11 protein-coding genes are annotated in these 16815 nt (G+C 35.3%); 6 read left to right on the forward strand and 5 right to left on the reverse strand.

All coding sequences use genetic code 11. The features are described from left to right. Nucleotides 1–184: 184 nt before the first annotated feature. Entirely contained in the window at nucleotides 185–2380 is a 2196-nt protein-coding gene (locus tag ACUTSE_RS15255; protein WP_445640860.1) for a RecQ family ATP-dependent DNA helicase, read from the reverse strand. Between the two features lie 91 nt (nucleotides 2381–2471). Between ACUTSE_RS15255 and ACUTSE_RS15260 the strand changes: the two genes are divergently transcribed. The 6 genes from ACUTSE_RS15260 to ACUTSE_RS15285 all read left to right on the forward strand — a co-directional run bounded on the left by ACUTSE_RS15260 (nucleotide 2472) and on the right by ACUTSE_RS15285 (nucleotide 10817). Continuing rightward, nucleotides 2472–3437 (forward strand): KpsF/GutQ family sugar-phosphate isomerase, encoded by a 966-nt coding sequence (locus ACUTSE_RS15260; protein ID WP_115091416.1) that lies wholly within the window; start codon nucleotides 2472–2474, stop codon nucleotides 3435–3437. A gap of 4 nt (nucleotides 3438–3441) precedes the next feature. Continuing rightward, nucleotides 3442–4281: a twin-arginine translocase subunit TatC gene (gene tatC, locus ACUTSE_RS15265; protein ID WP_002987135.1), complete on the forward strand. Its 840-nt coding sequence runs from the start codon at nucleotides 3442–3444 to the stop codon at nucleotides 4279–4281. Between the two features lie 2 nt (nucleotides 4282–4283). Next, nucleotides 4284–5027, forward strand: a complete 744-nt coding sequence (lptB, locus tag ACUTSE_RS15270; protein ID WP_060875189.1) for an LPS export ABC transporter ATP-binding protein — start codon at nucleotides 4284–4286, stop codon at nucleotides 5025–5027. Nucleotides 5028–5139: 112 nt separating this feature from the next. Then, entirely contained in the window at nucleotides 5140–5922 is a 783-nt protein-coding gene (locus tag ACUTSE_RS15275) for a polysaccharide biosynthesis/export family protein (protein WP_445640861.1), read from the forward strand. Between the two features lie 5 nt (nucleotides 5923–5927). Beyond that, nucleotides 5928–8351, forward strand: coding sequence for a GumC family protein (locus tag ACUTSE_RS15280; RefSeq protein WP_445640862.1), 2424 nt, complete (start codon nucleotides 5928–5930; stop codon nucleotides 8349–8351). A gap of 246 nt (nucleotides 8352–8597) precedes the next feature. Then, complete coding sequence (locus ACUTSE_RS15285) at nucleotides 8598–10817, forward strand: NADP-dependent isocitrate dehydrogenase (RefSeq protein WP_445640863.1); 2220 nt, start codon at nucleotides 8598–8600, stop codon at nucleotides 10815–10817. A 102-nt stretch (nucleotides 10818–10919) separates the two neighbouring features. Here the strand turns inward: ACUTSE_RS15285 and purB are convergent, their stop codons facing one another. From purB to tilS, 4 genes are all read right to left on the reverse strand, one after another. After that, a complete protein-coding gene (gene purB, locus ACUTSE_RS15290) occupies nucleotides 10920–12263 on the reverse strand; it encodes an adenylosuccinate lyase (RefSeq protein ID WP_445640879.1) in 1344 nt (447 codons plus the stop codon). A 193-nt stretch (nucleotides 12264–12456) separates the two neighbouring features. Beyond that, nucleotides 12457–13311, reverse strand: coding sequence for a DUF2911 domain-containing protein (locus ACUTSE_RS15295; RefSeq protein WP_002987151.1), 855 nt, complete (start codon nucleotides 13309–13311; stop codon nucleotides 12457–12459). Nucleotides 13312–13443: 132 nt separating this feature from the next. Next, nucleotides 13444–15432, reverse strand: coding sequence for a cytochrome c biogenesis protein CcdA (locus ACUTSE_RS15300; protein ID WP_445640864.1), 1989 nt, complete (start codon nucleotides 15430–15432; stop codon nucleotides 13444–13446). Continuing rightward, complete coding sequence (gene tilS / locus ACUTSE_RS15305) at nucleotides 15429–16751, reverse strand: tRNA lysidine(34) synthetase TilS (protein ID WP_445640865.1); 1323 nt, start codon at nucleotides 16749–16751, stop codon at nucleotides 15429–15431. The genes ACUTSE_RS15300 and tilS overlap by 4 nt, the downstream gene beginning before the upstream one ends. Nucleotides 16752–16815 lie beyond the last annotated feature (64 nt).

The raw sequence follows: 16815 nt of genomic DNA on the forward strand, positions 1-16815 counted from the left end.
CCAAAAACACCACATGATTAATTAAGCTAAAATAAAAACAAAAAAACAACAACTTCTCTTTTTGCGAATAATTAACATAATTTATTGTTTACCTCTTCTATTTTTGGGGCATAAAAAAATCCAGAAAGAATATTCCCTCTGGATTTCATATAACTAATAGAATAGATGTAAAAAAATCTTATTCTTAATTTGCTTCTTTTGTAATAAACTGAATACGCATTAATCGCAACTCTTCCGTATCATATTCACCATCAAATTCGGCCATTGCGGTTTTAATATTATCGGATTCCGAATCCATGAAGTAATCGTAGATTTCTTCTTGTTGATCTTCATCTAATACTTCATCCAACCAATAGTCGATATTCAATTTAGTTCCGGAATACACGATTTGCTCCATTTCTTTCAATAAAGCATCCATATCCAATCCTTTTGCTTTCGCAATATCGTCTAAAGACAATTTACGATCGACACTTTGAATAATATATAGTTTCAAAGCAGAATTAGCTCCTGTAGATTTTACGACTAAATCATCTGGTCGAATAATATCGTTTTCTTCTACGTAATTTTTAATTGCATCAACGAAATCTTTCCCAAACTTTTTCGCCTTTCCATCACTCACTCCAATGATGTTTGCCATTTCTTCTAACGTGATTGGATATTTCAAGCACATCTCTTCTAAAGAAGGGTCTTGAAAAACAACAAAAGGAGGAACACCAGCTTTTTTGGCTACTTTTTTACGTAAATCTTTTAAGAGATTAATCAACACTTGATCAATAACAAGTTCCGCTCTTGGCGCATCGCTTTCAACCGCAGTATCTCCTTCAGCATATTCGTGATCTTCCGTCATCAAGAAAGAAACAGGAGCTGAGATGAAACGCTCCCCTAATTCTGTCAATTTCAAAACGCCGTAAGATTCAATATCTTTTTTGAGATAACCCGCTACGTTTGCTTGTCGAATTAAAGCCAACCAAAAACGTTCGTCTTGATTTTTCCCAGAGCCGAAGAATGCTTGTGTATCTGTTTTATTCACTTTCAACAAAGCATTTAACTTTCCTAAAAGTACAAATACAATTTCTTTGGTTTTATATACTTGTTTTGTTTCACTAATGATCTTCAACACATTTTGAAGTTCATCTTTGGCTTCACTTTTCTTTTTCGGGTTGCGAACATTATCATCCATATCTGCCCCATCTCCATGTACTTCGTCAAATTCCTCTCCAAAATAATGCAGTAAAAATTTGCGTCTTGACATGGATGTTTCAGCATAAGCTACTACTTCTTGCAGCAAGGCGATTCCAATTTCTTGTTCTGCAATTGGCTTGCCAGCCATGAACTTTTCTAATTTCTCAATATCTTTATACGAGTAATATGCCAAGCACCATCCTTCTCCTCCATCTCGTCCAGCTCTACCTGTTTCTTGGTAATAGCTCTCTAATGACTTTGGAATATCGTGATGAATAACATAACGTACATCTGGTTTATCAATTCCCATACCAAAAGCAATTGTCGCCACAACTACATCGACATCTTCCATTAAGAACATATCTTGGTGTTTGGCTCTGGTTTTAGCATCTAATCCCGCATGATAGGGAACAGCGCTAATTCCATTTACTTGCAATACATTGGCAATTTCTTCAACTTTTTTTCTACTCAAGCAATAAATCACACCTGATTTTCCTTTTCGCTGTTTAATAAAGCGAATAATATCACTCTCAATGTTTTTTGTTTTGGGTTTTATCTCATAGTATAGATTGGGTCTATTAAATGAGGCTTTAAAAACATTAGCGTTGGGAATTTCGAGGTTTTTCAGAATATCCTCTTGTACTTTGGGCGTAGCAGTAGCGGTTAAACCAATAATTGGAATATCGCCTAATTGTCGGATGATATTCCTTAGGTTTCTATACTCTGGTCTAAAGTCATGCCCCCATTCTGAGATACAGTGTGCTTCGTCAATGGCGACGAAAGACAGTTTTACCTCTTGTAAGAAGTTGACATACTCTTCTTTGGTTAGTGATTCTGGGGCTACATATAACAATTTTGTTATTCCTTGCTTAATATCATCTTTTACCTGGTTTACTTCCGTTTTGGTCAAAGAGGAGTTTAAAACATGGGCAATTCCATGCTCTGTAGACAAGCTGCGAATAGCGTCAACTTGATTTTTCATCAGAGCGATCAACGGAGAAACAACGATAGCTGTCCCGTCTAAAACCAATGCAGGTAATTGATAGCAAAGTGATTTACCACCACCTGTAGGCATAATCACAAATGTATTGTGCCCGGAGATAATACTTTTCACCACGTCTTCTTGAAGACCCTTAAACTGGGAAAAGCCAAAAAATCTCTTTAACTCTTTGTGCAAGTCAATTTCAATTGATTTCATTTAATTTTGTATGGTATTTTACATAAATTTGCAGTACCTAAAGATACTAATTTTCTTTGGTGCAATCCTAATATTTAACATTCTAGTCATTTTGAATACACATACCACCATATTAGAGCGAGCAAAAAAAACTTTACTATCTGAAAGTGAAAGCATTAAAAAGCTCATCGACTACCTAACGGAAGACTTTTCAGATGCTGTACAAGCCATTTTAAACTGCAAGGGACGTGTAGTTGTAACGGGGATTGGAAAAAGTGCGTTAATTGGAAGTAAAATTGTCGCAACATTCAACTCTACGGGGACTCCATCTCTCTTCATGCATGCAGCAGAAGCGGTTCACGGAGATTTAGGGTTACTTCAGCCCAATGATTGTGTGATTTGCATTTCCAATAGTGGAAATAGTCCTGAAATAAAAGTATTGACTCCCCTACTTAAGCGCTTTGGCAATACCCTTATCGCCATCACTGCAAATGAGACTTCATTTTTAGGAAAAAATGCTGATTATGTTTTACTCTCAAAAGTAGACAGAGAAGCAGATCCAAACAACTTAGCTCCGATGGATAGCACAACAGCTCAATTAGCATTAGGCGATGCATTGGCTGCTTGTTTAATTGAATGTAGAAACTTCACAACCAATGATTTTGCCCTATATCACCCAGGAGGTGCCTTAGGAAAGAAACTGCTATTATTGGTCAAAGATATCTTAAACAATCAAAACAAACCGATGGTTTCACCGACCTCTTCAATTAAAGATGTAATCGTAGAAATCTCGCAAAAACGATTGGGCGTAACGGCTGTAATTGATAATAATACGTTAATTGGCATTATTACAGATGGTGATTTGCGCAGAATGTTACAAAATAATACTAGTTTTGAAACCATCCAAGCAAAAGATATCATGAGTGCGAATCCGAAAACCATTGAATCAGATCAATTGGTTTCTCAAGCCTTATCGATATTAGAGGACAATTCAATTACCCAATTAATTGTAACTCAAGCTGGAGAATATCAAGGTATTATCCATTTACACGACATTTTAAAAGAAGGAATAGTATAACAAAATGGCAAAACAAAAAAACTCAGAAAAGGCAATGTCCTTTTTAGACCATTTAGAAGAATTAAGATGGCTATTAATCCGCGCTTCCGTTTTTATTTTAGGCGGGGGAATCATCGCTTTCTTTTTCAGGGATTTTATATTCAATACAATCATTTTCGGACCAAAGAACAGCGATTTCGTTACCTATCAATTCTTCTGTAAAATTGCACAGTACTTTAATTTTGATGATAGTTTTTGTCAACAAGAACTTCCTTTTGAAATCCAAAACAGAACCATGGATGGGCAATTTTCTGTCATGATGTGGACGTGTATTACAGCAGGTTTCATCATTTCAGTTCCTTTTATCCTATGGGAAATATGGAAATTTATTAGTCCAGCTTTATACACTAAAGAAAAGAAATACGCTAAATTCTTTATCGTCATTTCATCATTCTTATTCTTTTTGGGTGTTTTATTTGGCTATTATGTAATTACTCCACTATCTATCAACTTCTTGGTAAATCTGCAGGTAAGTGATGTAGTAAAAAATGACATTGACATCAACTCTTACATTGGGCTAGTAAAAACCACCTCTATCGCTTGTGGTTTAATTTTTGAACTTCCGATTATCATGTATTTCTTATCGGTTCTTGGTTTAGTTACCCCACAATTTTTAAGAGAATACAGAAAATATGCTATTGTATTAATTCTAATTTTAGCAGCAATCATCACTCCTCCGGATGTGATTAGCCAAATTATAGTTTCTATCCCTTTGTTGATTCTATATGAAATTAGTATTTATATCTCTAAATTTGTTCAAAAGAAACCTAAAACGGAAGTTTTGGCACCAAACAATAATGACTAAGTATGAAATTAAGAGCAGATAATATTGTCAAGATGTACAAAAAGAGAAAGGTTGTAAAAGGCGTTTCTGTTGAAGTAAATCAAGGAGAGATTGTAGGGTTATTAGGCCCTAATGGAGCTGGAAAAACGACTTCGTTTTATATGATTGTCGGATTGGTAAAGCCCAATTTCGGTCACATCTATTTGGACAATATGGACATTACCAGTTTTCCGATGTACAAAAGAGGACAACATGGTATTGGTTATTTAGCCCAAGAACCATCAGTGTTTCGAAAATTAAGTATCGAGGATAATATTTTAAGTGTACTTCAGTTGACCAAGCTTTCTAAGCAAGAGCAAGTGGCTAAGATGGAGTCTTTAATTGCTGAATTTAACTTAGAACACATTCGCACAAACCGTGGGGATTTGTTATCTGGAGGTGAACGCAGAAGAACGGAAATTGCTCGTGCTTTGGCTACCGATCCAAAATTCATCTTACTCGATGAACCTTTTGCTGGTGTTGACCCTGTTGCAGTAGAGGATATTCAACGTATTGTTGCTAAATTAAAAAACAAAAACATCGGAATTTTAATTACAGATCACAACGTACAAGAAACGTTAGCAATTACAGATAAGACCTATTTAATGTTTGAAGGAGGTATTCTTAAAGCTGGAATTCCAGAAGAACTAGCAGAGGATGAGATGGTTAGAAAAGTATATTTAGGTCAAAACTTTGAATTGCGTAAAAAGAAATTAGACTTCGACTAGGTCTACTAGTACCTGAATGAATTTTAGTGCTCTTTTACTGTAATTAGTAAAATATTGCTACTTTTACTTTTATTCAACTTAACAAAGTTCTACTTTTGCAAAAAAATTAACAATGAAATTAAGAAGCTCATTTGCTGTATTACTCCTCTTAACAGCTGTATTTCTGACGTCTTGTGCGTCCAGAAAATCAGTAGTTTACTACCAAAATGTGGAAGACGTGTTAGCGAACAATAATACAGTTACCAATTTTGAAACCCATCTGCAACCAGATGATTTACTAATGATTATTGTATCAGCTCAAGATCGAGAAGCAGCTGCTCCATTTAACTTGTTAAATACAATGACGACCAACCCCAATAACGCTGCGGGTACAGGTCAAATGCAACAACAATTGTATTTGGTAGACAACAAAGGAAACATCGAATTCCCTGTTCTTGGAACACTAAAAATCAGCGGATTAACAAAAAAAGAAGCTATTGATTACCTAACAACTGAGATTAGTAAATATATCATTCGCCCTATTGTTAACATGAGAATCATGAATTACAAAGTAACCGTACAAGGCGAAGTAAACAGACCTGGAATCCACACTGTTGTTAGTGAGCGTTTGACGCTTTCTGATGCAATTGCACTTTCAGGAGACATGACGGTTTATGGAAAAAGAGACAATGTTCTTGTGATTCGCGAAGTGGAAGGAAAACGCATTCCTTACCGTGTAGATATGACTAAAGCTGATTTTATTACCTCCCCTTACTATTACTTAAACCAAAACGATATTGTATATGTCGAGCCTAACAAAACAAGAGTAAATTCTTCTGTTGTAGGTCCTAACCTTACTTTAGGTATTTCGGCACTATCTTTGTTAGTAACTATAATTGCGCTGTCAACTAAATAAAAGAAATGGAAGGAAAATTCGACAATAGTGAAAATGTAAACATTAATATTCGAGAAGAATTAGAGAAATATATTGTACACTGGAGATGGTTTGTAGTTAGTGTTTTTATTACATTGATTCTGGCTTTTATCTACCTTCGTTATACAGAAAAAACCTATAAAGTTAATACAACTATTATAGTAAAAGACGAAAAAAGAGGAGGCGGTATTTCTACTGAGCTTTCTGCATTTGCAGACTTAGGAATGCTATCAGGAGGCAAGAGTAACCTTGAAAATGAAACTCAGATTTTATCTTCTCGTACATTAGCAGAACGAACAGTGCGTCGTTTGCAATTGAATATTTCTTATATCAATGAAGGTCGTGTTGTTAATAGTGAGCTTTACAATAATAGTCCTATTGATTTCAATTTCATCGAACGTGTATTTGATTTCGATCAATTGAGCTACACCTTCTTTGTAAAAGATATCACCGATACTTCATTTACACTTTTAGATAAAGAGAAAGTTAAGTTAGGTACTTTTGAATACAATACTCCTATTGAAACTATTTTAGGAAAGTTAATTGTTACAAGAAACCAACCTAAACCAATTTCTACCCTTAAAAAAGGAACTGAAGGAGAAACTGAAGAAAGCGAAGAAATGGAAGATGTCAGCAATATTACTGTTGAGATCAAACCTATTGAACAAGTAACTGATTACTTTGTTAAAAATGTTCAAATCGCTCCTACAGACAAGTTTTCAAGTATCCTTGACTTATCGTTATTAAGTCCAACTCCAGCAAAGGCAGTGGACTATTTAGATAACTTAATCACCCTATACAACGATGCTGCTATTGCAGATAAGCGTTATATTTCGGAAAAGACTTCTGAATTTATTGATAGTCGTTTAAAACTCATCACAGATGAATTAAGTGATGTTGAAAAAACAGTAGAAGGCTATAAATCAAAAAACAGCATTACTGATATTCCTACTGAATTGGGATTATACTTGCAAAATGCCAATGTTTATGACAAGCAAATCATTGAGAATGAAACAGAATTAAAAGTAGTTTCCTCTTTGATTGATTTCTTGAGAAACAGCAAACAAAATGAGCTATTACCGGGTAATATCGTTTCTTCAGATCCGAGCTCTAACTCGTTAATTAATCAATATAATACCTTAGTCTTAGAGCGCAATAAGATTTCATCTAGTTCTACGGATTTAAACCCTGCTGTTATTCGATTGGACGATCAAATTTCTGCGATGAAAGCTTCTGTATTAGCTAGCCTAAATCGTTTAGAAAGCTCTTTAAAAATCACAAAGAAAGAATTAGAAAGCAAAGAGTTTGAATTGCGTTCAAAACTTTCTCAAGTACCTAGACAAGAAAGAGAATTTAGAATTATCGATAGACAACAAAAGGTAAAAGAGGCTATTTACTTGTACCTTTTCCAAAAAAGAGAAGAAACAGCTATTACTTTAGCAGCTACTGATCTTAATGCAAAAGTGATTGACACAGCAAAGAGTTCTGATAAGCCTGTTTCACCTAAAAAGGCAATTATTTTATTAGCGGCCTTAATTTTAGGAGGGTTAATTCCTTTTGCAGTTATTTACTTGCGTTTACTATTGGATACGAAAGTGAAAAATCGCTTGGATATTGAGAATAATACAGATGTACCGTTTTTGGGAGATATTCCGCATTCGGATGATCACGAAAATATCATTGATTTATCTAGTCGATCAAGTTCAGCTGAAGCCTTGCGTATTATACGCACGAACTTAGAGTTTATGTTAGGGAATGTGAAAGAAGGAATGGCTAAAACTATTTTCCTTACCTCAACGTTTCCAAAAGAAGGAAAAACCTTTACCTCTGTAAACTTAGCTGCAACAATTGCACTTTCTGGTAAACGTACGCTTTTAATTGGAATGGACTTGCGTAATCCTCGATTAGATGATTATTTGAATCTACCATCGAAAGGGGTATCAGATTATCTTTTAAGAAAGAATATTGATATTGATCAATTCATCGTCAAAGTGGAAGGATACGAGAATTTCTTTGCTTTACCAGCGGGAACTATTCCTCCAAATCCTGCCGAGTTGTTGATGGGGAATCCAATTCAGGCGATGTTTACCAAACTAAAAGCAGAATATGACTATATCGTTGTGGATACAGCACCTGTTAGTTTAGTAACGGATACATTATTGGTAAGTAAGTTTGCTGATACGTTTATCTACGTAACACGCGCTAACTACCTAGACAAACGCATGTTAAAACTTCCTACGGATTTACACCGCGAAGGCAAGTTGAAAAACATGTCTATTATCTTAAATGACACAACGACCATGAAAGGATATGGTGGCTATGGTTACGGCTATGGTTATGGTTACGGTTATGGACACGATGTGTTAGAAGATAAACGTCCATGGTGGAAAAAGCTTTTGAATTTAAAATAATGAAATAAAACACAGAAGGCTGGCATAGAAATATGCTAGCCTTTTTAGCAATATCACTTTTTAAAACCTTCAAAAATAACAATAAAGCAATTTTACTAAGGCATATTATAAACTTAACAATTCTACTGTTATATCACTGAATTACCACGTTTTTTTCAATGCTTATGCTTATATTTGCTTTATAATTTTACTATTTAGACTCAACATATACAACAATTATATTGTTATCATTTAAATTGAACAAAAATGACACAAAATTCTAAAATCCTTTACACGTTTACAGACGAAGCTCCAATGTTAGCTACGTATTCTTTCTTACCGATCGTTCAGGCTTTTGCTCAGACTGCAGGTATTGATGTAGAAACAAGAGATATTTCTTTAGCTGGACGTATTTTAGCAAATTTCCCTGAGTATTTAAAAGAGGAACAAAGAATTGGCGATGCTTTAGCTGAATTAGGAGAATTGGCAAAAAGCCCAGAAGCAAACATTATCAAATTACCGAATATTTCTGCTTCTATTCCCCAATTAAACGCTGCGATTAAAGAACTTCAAGCGCATGGATTTGCAGTTCCTAATTATCCTGCGGAACCTAAAAATGACGAAGAGAAAGAGATCAAAGCTAAATATGCTAAAATTTTAGGATCTGCTGTAAACCCTGTATTGCGTGAAGGTAACTCTGACCGTAGAGCACCAAAAGCAGTAAAGAATTACGCGAAAAAACATCCACATTCAATGGGAGCTTGGGCTACAAACTCACAAACGAGAGTGGCATCTATGGCAGATGGCGATTTTTATGGTACTGAAAAATCAGTAACTGTTGCACAAAATACTAAATTCAAAATTGAATTTGTTGGTGCAGATGGTTCTACTAAATTATTGAAAGATTACGCTCCTCTTTTACAAGGAGAAGTAATTGATTCAACTGTTTTAAACTTAAATAAATTAAAAGCATTTGTTTCTGAATGTAAAGAAGAAGCGAAAGCGAAAAATATTTTATTCTCTACACACTTAAAAGCAACCATGATGAAGGTTTCAGACCCTATCATTTTTGGAGCTGTAGTAGAAGGATACTTTGCTGATGTATATGCTAAATACGCAGCTGTATTTGCTGAATTAGGTATTAGCCCAAACAATGGTTTAGGTGATTTATATGCTAAGATTGCAGGACATGCTTTAGAAGCTGAAATTAAAGCGGCTATCGATACAGCTATTGCACAAGGACCAGCTATTGCAATGGTAAACTCAGACAAAGGAATTACAAACTTACACGTTCCTTCTGATGTAATTGTAGATGCTTCTATGCCTGCAATGATCCGTACTTCAGGTCAAATGTGGAACAAAGAAGGAAAACAACAAGATACATTAGCAATTATTCCAGACCGTTGTTATGCGGGAGTATATGAAACTGTAATCGAAGATTGTAAAGCAAATGGTGCTTACAACCCTACGACTATGGGATCAGTACCAAACGTTGGTTTAATGGCTCAAAAAGCAGAAGAATACGGATCTCATGATAAAACGTTCCAAGCTGATGCAGTAGGATCAATCCGCGTTTCTGATGAAAACAACAACGTGTTCTTTGAACAAGCTGTTGAGGCTGGAGATATCTTCAGAATGTGTCAAACGAAAGATGCTCCAATCCAAGACTGGGTTAAATTAGCAGTAAACCGCGCTCGCTTATCTGAAACACCAGCAATCTTCTGGTTAGATGAAAACAGAGCTCACGATAGAGAATTAATCAAAAAAGTAAACGAATACTTAAAACAATACGATACAACAGGTTTAGACATCCGTATCTTGAGCCCGATTGAAGCTACTAAAGTTTCTGTTGAGCGCATCCGTCAAGGATTAGATACTATTTCTGTAACAGGAAACGTATTACGTGATTACTTAACTGATTTATTTCCAATCTTAGAAGTTGGTACTTCTGCAAAAATGCTTTCAATCGTTCCTTTAATGAACGGTGGAGGATTATTCGAAACAGGTGCTGGTGGATCTGCTCCAAAACACATCGAACAATTCATCGAAGAAGGTTATTTACGTTGGGATTCATTAGGAGAGTTCTTAGCTTTGGGTGCTTCTTTTGAACACTTAAGCCAAACTCAAAATAATACAAAAGCACTAGTATTAGCTGAAACATTAGATGAAGCTACTGCTAAGTTCTTAGATAACGATAAGTCACCTGCTCGTAAAGTTGGATCTATCGACAACCGTGGATCTCATTTCTATTTAGCTATGTATTGGGCTGAAGCATTAGCTGCTCAATCGAAAGATGCAGAATTAAAAGCTAAATTTGCACCTATCGCTAAAGCAATGAATGAAAACGAAGCGAAAATTAACGAAGAGTTAATCGGAGCTCAAGGTAAAGCGCAAGAAATTGGTGGGTACTATCAATCAAACCCAGAAGCAACTGCAAAAGCAATGCGTCCAAGTGCTACATTGAATACAATTATTGATACTATCTAGTCAATAATCTTATATATAAAAAGGCTGTCTTGGAGTAAGACAGCCTTTTTTTATCAGCATAAAAAAAAGGGCTGTTTTTACCACAGTCCTTTTTTACTTTTATTATTTCACTCCTAAATAATTACTTGGAGTAATTTGTTTCAATTCTGTTTTTATTGCTTCACTTACCGCAAGTGTTTCAATAAAATTGTGAATAGATTCTTTGTTGATTACCGTATTAGTACGTGTCAAATCTTTTAAAGCTTCATATGGATTTGGATATCCTTCTCGTCTTAAAATGGTTTGAATTGCTTCCGCTACTACAGCCCAATTTCGATCTAAATCTTCAGCAAATTTATCTGCATTTAGCAAGAGCTTATTCAATCCTTTCAACGTAGATTCAAAAGCGATGATCGTATGCCCCATCGGTACTCCAATATTTCTCAAGACTGTACTGTCCGTTAAATCACGTTGCAATCTCGATAAGGGAAGTTTTGCGGCTAAATGTTCAAAGATAGCATTCGCAATTCCCAAGTTTCCTTCTGAGTTTTCAAAATCAATCGGATTTACTTTATGAGGCATTGCAGAAGAGCCAATCTCACCCGCTTTAATTTTTTGTTTGAAATAATCCATGGAAACATACGTCCAGATATCGCGATCTAAATCAATCAAAATAGTATTGATTCGTTTCAGTGCATCGAAGAAAGCAGCAAAGTGGTCGTAATGTTCAATTTGTGTTGTTGGGAATGAATATTTCAATCCTAAACTCAATTCAACGAAATCTTCTCCAAATTGCTTCCAATCATTTTTTGGATAAGCTACATGGTGCGCGTTGAAGTTTCCTGTTGCTCCGCCAAATTTCGCAGCAAACGGCACGTTATTCAACAAGCGCAATTGCTCTTCCAAACGTTGTACAAATACTTGAATTTCCTTTCCTAAACGCGTCGGAGAAGCTGGTTGCCCATGTGTTCTTGCCAACATAGGAACATCACTCCACTCTTGGCTTAATTCTTTCAGTTTATTAACTACTGAAAGGAATAAAGGCATATACACTTCATGAAAAGCTTCTTTTGTTAATAACGGAATAGAGGTATTATTGATGTCTTGAGAAGTTAATCCAAAATGGATAAATTCTTTGTACGACTCTAATCCTAAACGATCAAAAGCATCTTTGATAAAATACTCAACGGCTTTTACATCGTGGTTCGTTATTTTTTCTTTTTCCTTAATCCAAAGGGCATCTTCTGCTGTAAAATCTTTGTATAATTTTCGTAACTCTGGAAATAGATTAGGGGAAATCCCACTTAATTGCGGAAGATTATATTCACATAGCGCAATAAAATATTCTACCTCAACTAAAACTCTATACTTGATTAGAGCTTCTTCTGAGAAGTATTGTGCTAAGGATTGGGTTTTACTTCTATAACGTCCATCAATAGGCGATATAGCATTCAGTTCTGTCAGCATCATTTAGATTGTGTTGTTAAGAGACAAAGATAATATTTTTTACGCGGTTTGCTTTTTTGTTTTTTGTGATTTTAATGGGTTTCTTCCTATTATTTCAATAGATACACTGTTATTCGTCTCGATGTATGCATTAACCTATAATGGGCAAATTTTCATTCGCCCTTACATGGGAATCAACGCCATTAAATCAGCATTAAATTGCTTTAGACCACTCTTTAATTGCGTCTTTATTCATTTTTACGTAGTCTAGATTATTTGCTTTTTCAGCTAAATCTAGTGCCACTTTTGCTGTCGCTACGGCTCCGATTTTATCCCCTGCTTTTGCTTGAATTTGAGATTTCAATCGAACAAAATAGTATGGTACTTTCTCTCCTGATTTATCAATTGCATTATTAATCCACGACAAAGCTTTAGATAGATCCTTCCCTGTCAAATAAAAATACTCTGCAGCAGCATAGTAATCTACGATTTTAGGACCTTCAAAAGTTTCTGTAATACTTTCCATGGCTAAGTTATCAGTTGGCACTTTGAAACGCACTGGAACTAAACTGCGCTCCCACATGATTTCCAAATCTGCGTAATCAATATTTACGTTATTGATTGCCATGGTAAACGTTTCGAATTTGCGATCTAAGTTTTGCACCTTTACTTTTGTAGATAATGCAATTTTAGATTCATCCCATTTTTCTGGTAACCCCCAATTGTTGGTGTCTTTATAAAAAATCACTTCCCACTCCTCTACTTTTGGAATGGTATAAATCGCATACGATCCTTTTTTCAATACTTTTCCGTCAATTTCCACATCATTAGCAAAAGAAACAACTGTATTCATATTGGCACCTGTGCGCCATAAACGTCCATAGGGAACTAAATCACCAAACACCAAACGTCCGCGCATATTAGGTCTAGAATAGTCAATTTTGACATCTGTTAGTCCCACTACCTGATGCACTTCCGATTTTGTACTCGTTGGCGGTGTTTGCACTTGTGCTTGCGCAACGGATAAGGCAAATACGGCCAAACTGGTAATAACAAACTTTTTTATCATTTTACTTGTATTTAATGGTCCAATTTATTTTTTGAATTTGAAGGATACAATTTATTAATTAATCCCCTGATTTAGTCTTAAAATAAACAAAAAAAAGCGACCGAAATTTTCGATCGCTTTTTTGTTTCTTATTTATTTTCCTTTTTGAATACCACCTTCTAACCACGCTTTGTATTCTTCCACATCTGGAGTATATCCAACGGGTTCAGACAAACGTTGTCCTTCTGCATCCAACACAATATAGTACGGTTGTGCATTGGCATGATAGTGCTTCATTTGGAAATCACTCCATTTATTTCCGATGGTTTTGATTTTCTTTCCTGTTGTTTCTGATATGTATTGCTCATTTTCTGGCAATTCTTTTTTATCATCTACATACAATGAAATCAAGACCACTTCATTTTTCAATAAAGCTAAGATTGCAGGATCTGACCAAACGTAATCCTCCATTTTACGACAATTCACACAAGCAAATCCTGTAAAATCAAGCAATACTGGTTTATTTACTGATTTGGCATACGCCATTCCTTGTTCATAATCGGTAAAAGCAACGATGTCATGTGCACCGTACTTCGCTCCTTCTGGTAAAACTTCTGTTGTAGAAGCTCCTCCTGATCCACCTTTACCACCTACTCCATAAGGACTTTCTGAGTACGTCATCGGAGGAGGGAAACCTGAAATAATCTTCAATGGTGCTCCCCATAATCCAGGTACTAAATAGATGGTAAACGTTGTAACAAATAATCCCATGAATAAACGTCCAACGGAAATGCTATCCATTGGGCTATCGTGTGGTAATCGAATCTTACCAAATAAGTACAAGGCCCAAGCTCCAAAAATAGTAATCCAAATCGCTAAGAACACTTCTCTTTCTAACCAATGTGCTTGTAATACAAGATCGGCATTGGATAAAAATTTAAAGGCTAATGCTAATTCTAAGAATCCCAAAGAAACTTTTACTGTATTCAACCATCCACCGGAACGTGGCATAGAGTTTAACCATCCAGGGAACATAGCAAACAACATAAATGGAAGTGCTAATGCTAAAGAGAAACCTAACATTCCAACGATTGGAGCAATTCCACCTTTAGAAGCAGCTTCTACTAACAAAGTTCCTACGATAGGTCCAGTACAAGAGAATGAAACAATAGCTAAAGCTAAAGCCATAAACAAGATACCGATAATACCTCCACGATCGGCTTGTGAATCTACTTTATTCGCCCAAGAATTGGGTAACATAATTTCAAATGCTCCTAAGAAAGACGTTGCGAACACGACTAATAACAAGAAGAAAATGATATTAAAATATACGTTTGTTGACAGTGCATTCAATGAATCTGCTCCAAAGATTGCGGTTACAATCGTTCCTAATACTACATAAATTAAGATGATCGATAAACCATAGATAATCGCGTTTTTAATTCCTTTCGCGCGTGTTTTACTTTGTTTTGTAAAGAAACTCACGGTCATTGGAATCATTGGGAACACACAAGGCGTCAATAAAGCTGCAAAACCTGAGAAGAATGCTAAAATGAAGATGGTAAATAATCCTCTTTTCTCTTCTGATTTAGGAGCGGTTGCTTTTGTATCCGTTGCAGCTGTTTCGCCTTCTTTTGCTGTAGTTGTCTTATTTTCATAAGCCTCAAAATTCTCCACTTCCGTAACCTGAAGTGTTTTTAAGTCATATACAAACAAATTACTTTGACTGATACAAACATCTAAACACACTTGATATCCTAATTCTACTTGAATATTCGGTGTATCAGCGTTAGTTAATTTAATTTCTTGTACCAATTGAACAGGACCTACGAAATAAGTCTCATCTACTTCAAAGATATCGTTATAAACGGTTTTTGTTTCACTCTCTTTGGCGTCACCAACGAGTTCATAATTTCCATCTATATTGTTGTATATAAATTCGGTTGGCAAGGGTCCTCCATCAGCTGTATATTGAGAGTACATATGCCATCCATCTTGAATAATACCATTCCATGTGATGGTATATTCTGTATCGGATTTCTTTTCAATTTTCGTTGTCCATTTGGCAGGATTTTCCATCATCTGCGCCTGAGCCGTGAAAATAGATATAAAGAAAAATAGCAAATAAGCTAATTTTTTCATACGGTTAATTTAATTTTTAAAACATTAGTAGTTGTATTTCTTACTTTAAATCGTTCATCCATTCGACTTCCAATAATCCATACAATAGTATCACCTGAGCACAATAACCAAATATTTTCTTTTTCTATTTGGGTCATTTTCTCATCTTTTACATATTTCGAAATTCGCTTTGTTCCTTTCATTCCAAAAGGCACGAAATAATCTCCTTTCTTGGGTTTGCGAATCAGTAACGGAAACTGCAATTTATCTCGGTCAAGATAAGCACATAAGGGATCCGTCGTCAGTTCAATTTCATTTCTTTCATAATTAGTTGATGTTAAGCATATTGGTTGTGTAATAGTTTGGTTCTCTTGTATATAAAAAGAATCCTCTGCCTCTTCCACCATTTTGCTTTTTAATCGCAGTAAGAGGTATCCTCTATCTTTAATCAAGCAATAGTTTTCCGCCAGAATTTTCTTTCCTGTTTCTGCCTTTACTAAATCCGCAATATCGTTCCACGCTTTAAAACCGTAAGGTTCTAACCATTTATACAAATAGGCTTTAGGTATTGACAATTCACTTAACTCTTTTAAAGGAAACAAGAGGTCATCCCCTTGCTTCAGCACTACTTTTTCAAACATCATTTGACTTGCATCCTCACTCATTTGATGTGCTTCTTTCAAAAATCCAATAGTCTGTTGGAAAGTTTGGTCAATTTGCTGATTGATTTCCTTAAAAACAGGCAAGATATTTTTTCTTATCTTATTTCGCAAATATTTTGTTTGCGCATTTGTATAATCTTCTCGCCAAGTGAGTTGATTCTTATTTGCATACGCCTCAATTTCCGCCCTAGTAAATACTAACAGTGGCCGCCGAATATAGTCTGTTTTCTCTGGTATCCCTAGCAATCCTTCAATACCCGTTCCCCTCGAAAAATTGATAAAAAAAGTTTCCATCGAATCATCCAAGTGGTGCGCTGTCAATAAATATTGGTAGTTTTCTTGTTTTAAAACTTCTTCAAACCAAACATAGCGTTGTTCTCTTGCAGCAACTTGAATGGAAACTTTATTTTCTGTCGCATAGTGATTGGTATCAAATTCTTTTACAAAAAAAGGCACTTTTAGTTGCACAGTTAGATCTTCAACAAACTGTTGATCTAGATTACTATCTTCCTCTCTTAAGTGGAAGTTACAATGTGCTACTGCAACATTTAGTCCAACTTGATGACATAAATGTAATAAAACAACACTATCTACTCCACCGCTAACAGCAAGTAAAATAGGGTGTTGTGTCAATTCAGCAAAATTTGATTCAAGATGCTTTCTAAACTTATTTTCCATGGATTACCTCAACATATCTAGCACAAGCGGTGTATAAATGTTAATCTTTATTCACAATTGTCTA

This window comes from Myroides sp. TSA_177.3 (assembly GCF_052691955.1).

What these genes read in the sequence shown, in the direction of transcription:
- ACUTSE_RS15255 (WP_445640860.1), bottom strand. Translation starts at nt 2,380, where the DNA reads ATGAAATCAATTGAAATTGACTTGCACAAAGAGTTAAAGAGATTTTTT.
- tatC (WP_002987135.1), top strand. Translation starts at nt 3,442, where the DNA reads ATGGCAAAACAAAAAAACTCAGAAAAGGCAATGTCCTTTTTAGACCAT.
- lptB (WP_060875189.1), top strand. Translation starts at nt 4,284, where the DNA reads ATGAAATTAAGAGCAGATAATATTGTCAAGATGTACAAAAAGAGAAAG.
- ACUTSE_RS15275 (WP_445640861.1), top strand. Translation starts at nt 5,140, where the DNA reads ATGAAATTAAGAAGCTCATTTGCTGTATTACTCCTCTTAACAGCTGTA.
- ACUTSE_RS15280 (WP_445640862.1), top strand. Translation starts at nt 5,928, where the DNA reads ATGGAAGGAAAATTCGACAATAGTGAAAATGTAAACATTAATATTCGA.
- ACUTSE_RS15285 (WP_445640863.1), top strand. Translation starts at nt 8,598, where the DNA reads ATGACACAAAATTCTAAAATCCTTTACACGTTTACAGACGAAGCTCCA.
- purB (WP_445640879.1), bottom strand. Translation starts at nt 12,263, where the DNA reads ATGCTGACAGAACTGAATGCTATATCGCCTATTGATGGACGTTATAGA.
- ACUTSE_RS15295 (WP_002987151.1), bottom strand. Translation starts at nt 13,311, where the DNA reads ATGATAAAAAAGTTTGTTATTACCAGTTTGGCCGTATTTGCCTTATCC.
- ACUTSE_RS15300 (WP_445640864.1), bottom strand. Translation starts at nt 15,432, where the DNA reads ATGAAAAAATTAGCTTATTTGCTATTTTTCTTTATATCTATTTTCACG.
- tilS (WP_445640865.1), bottom strand. Translation starts at nt 16,751, where the DNA reads ATGGAAAATAAGTTTAGAAAGCATCTTGAATCAAATTTTGCTGAATTG.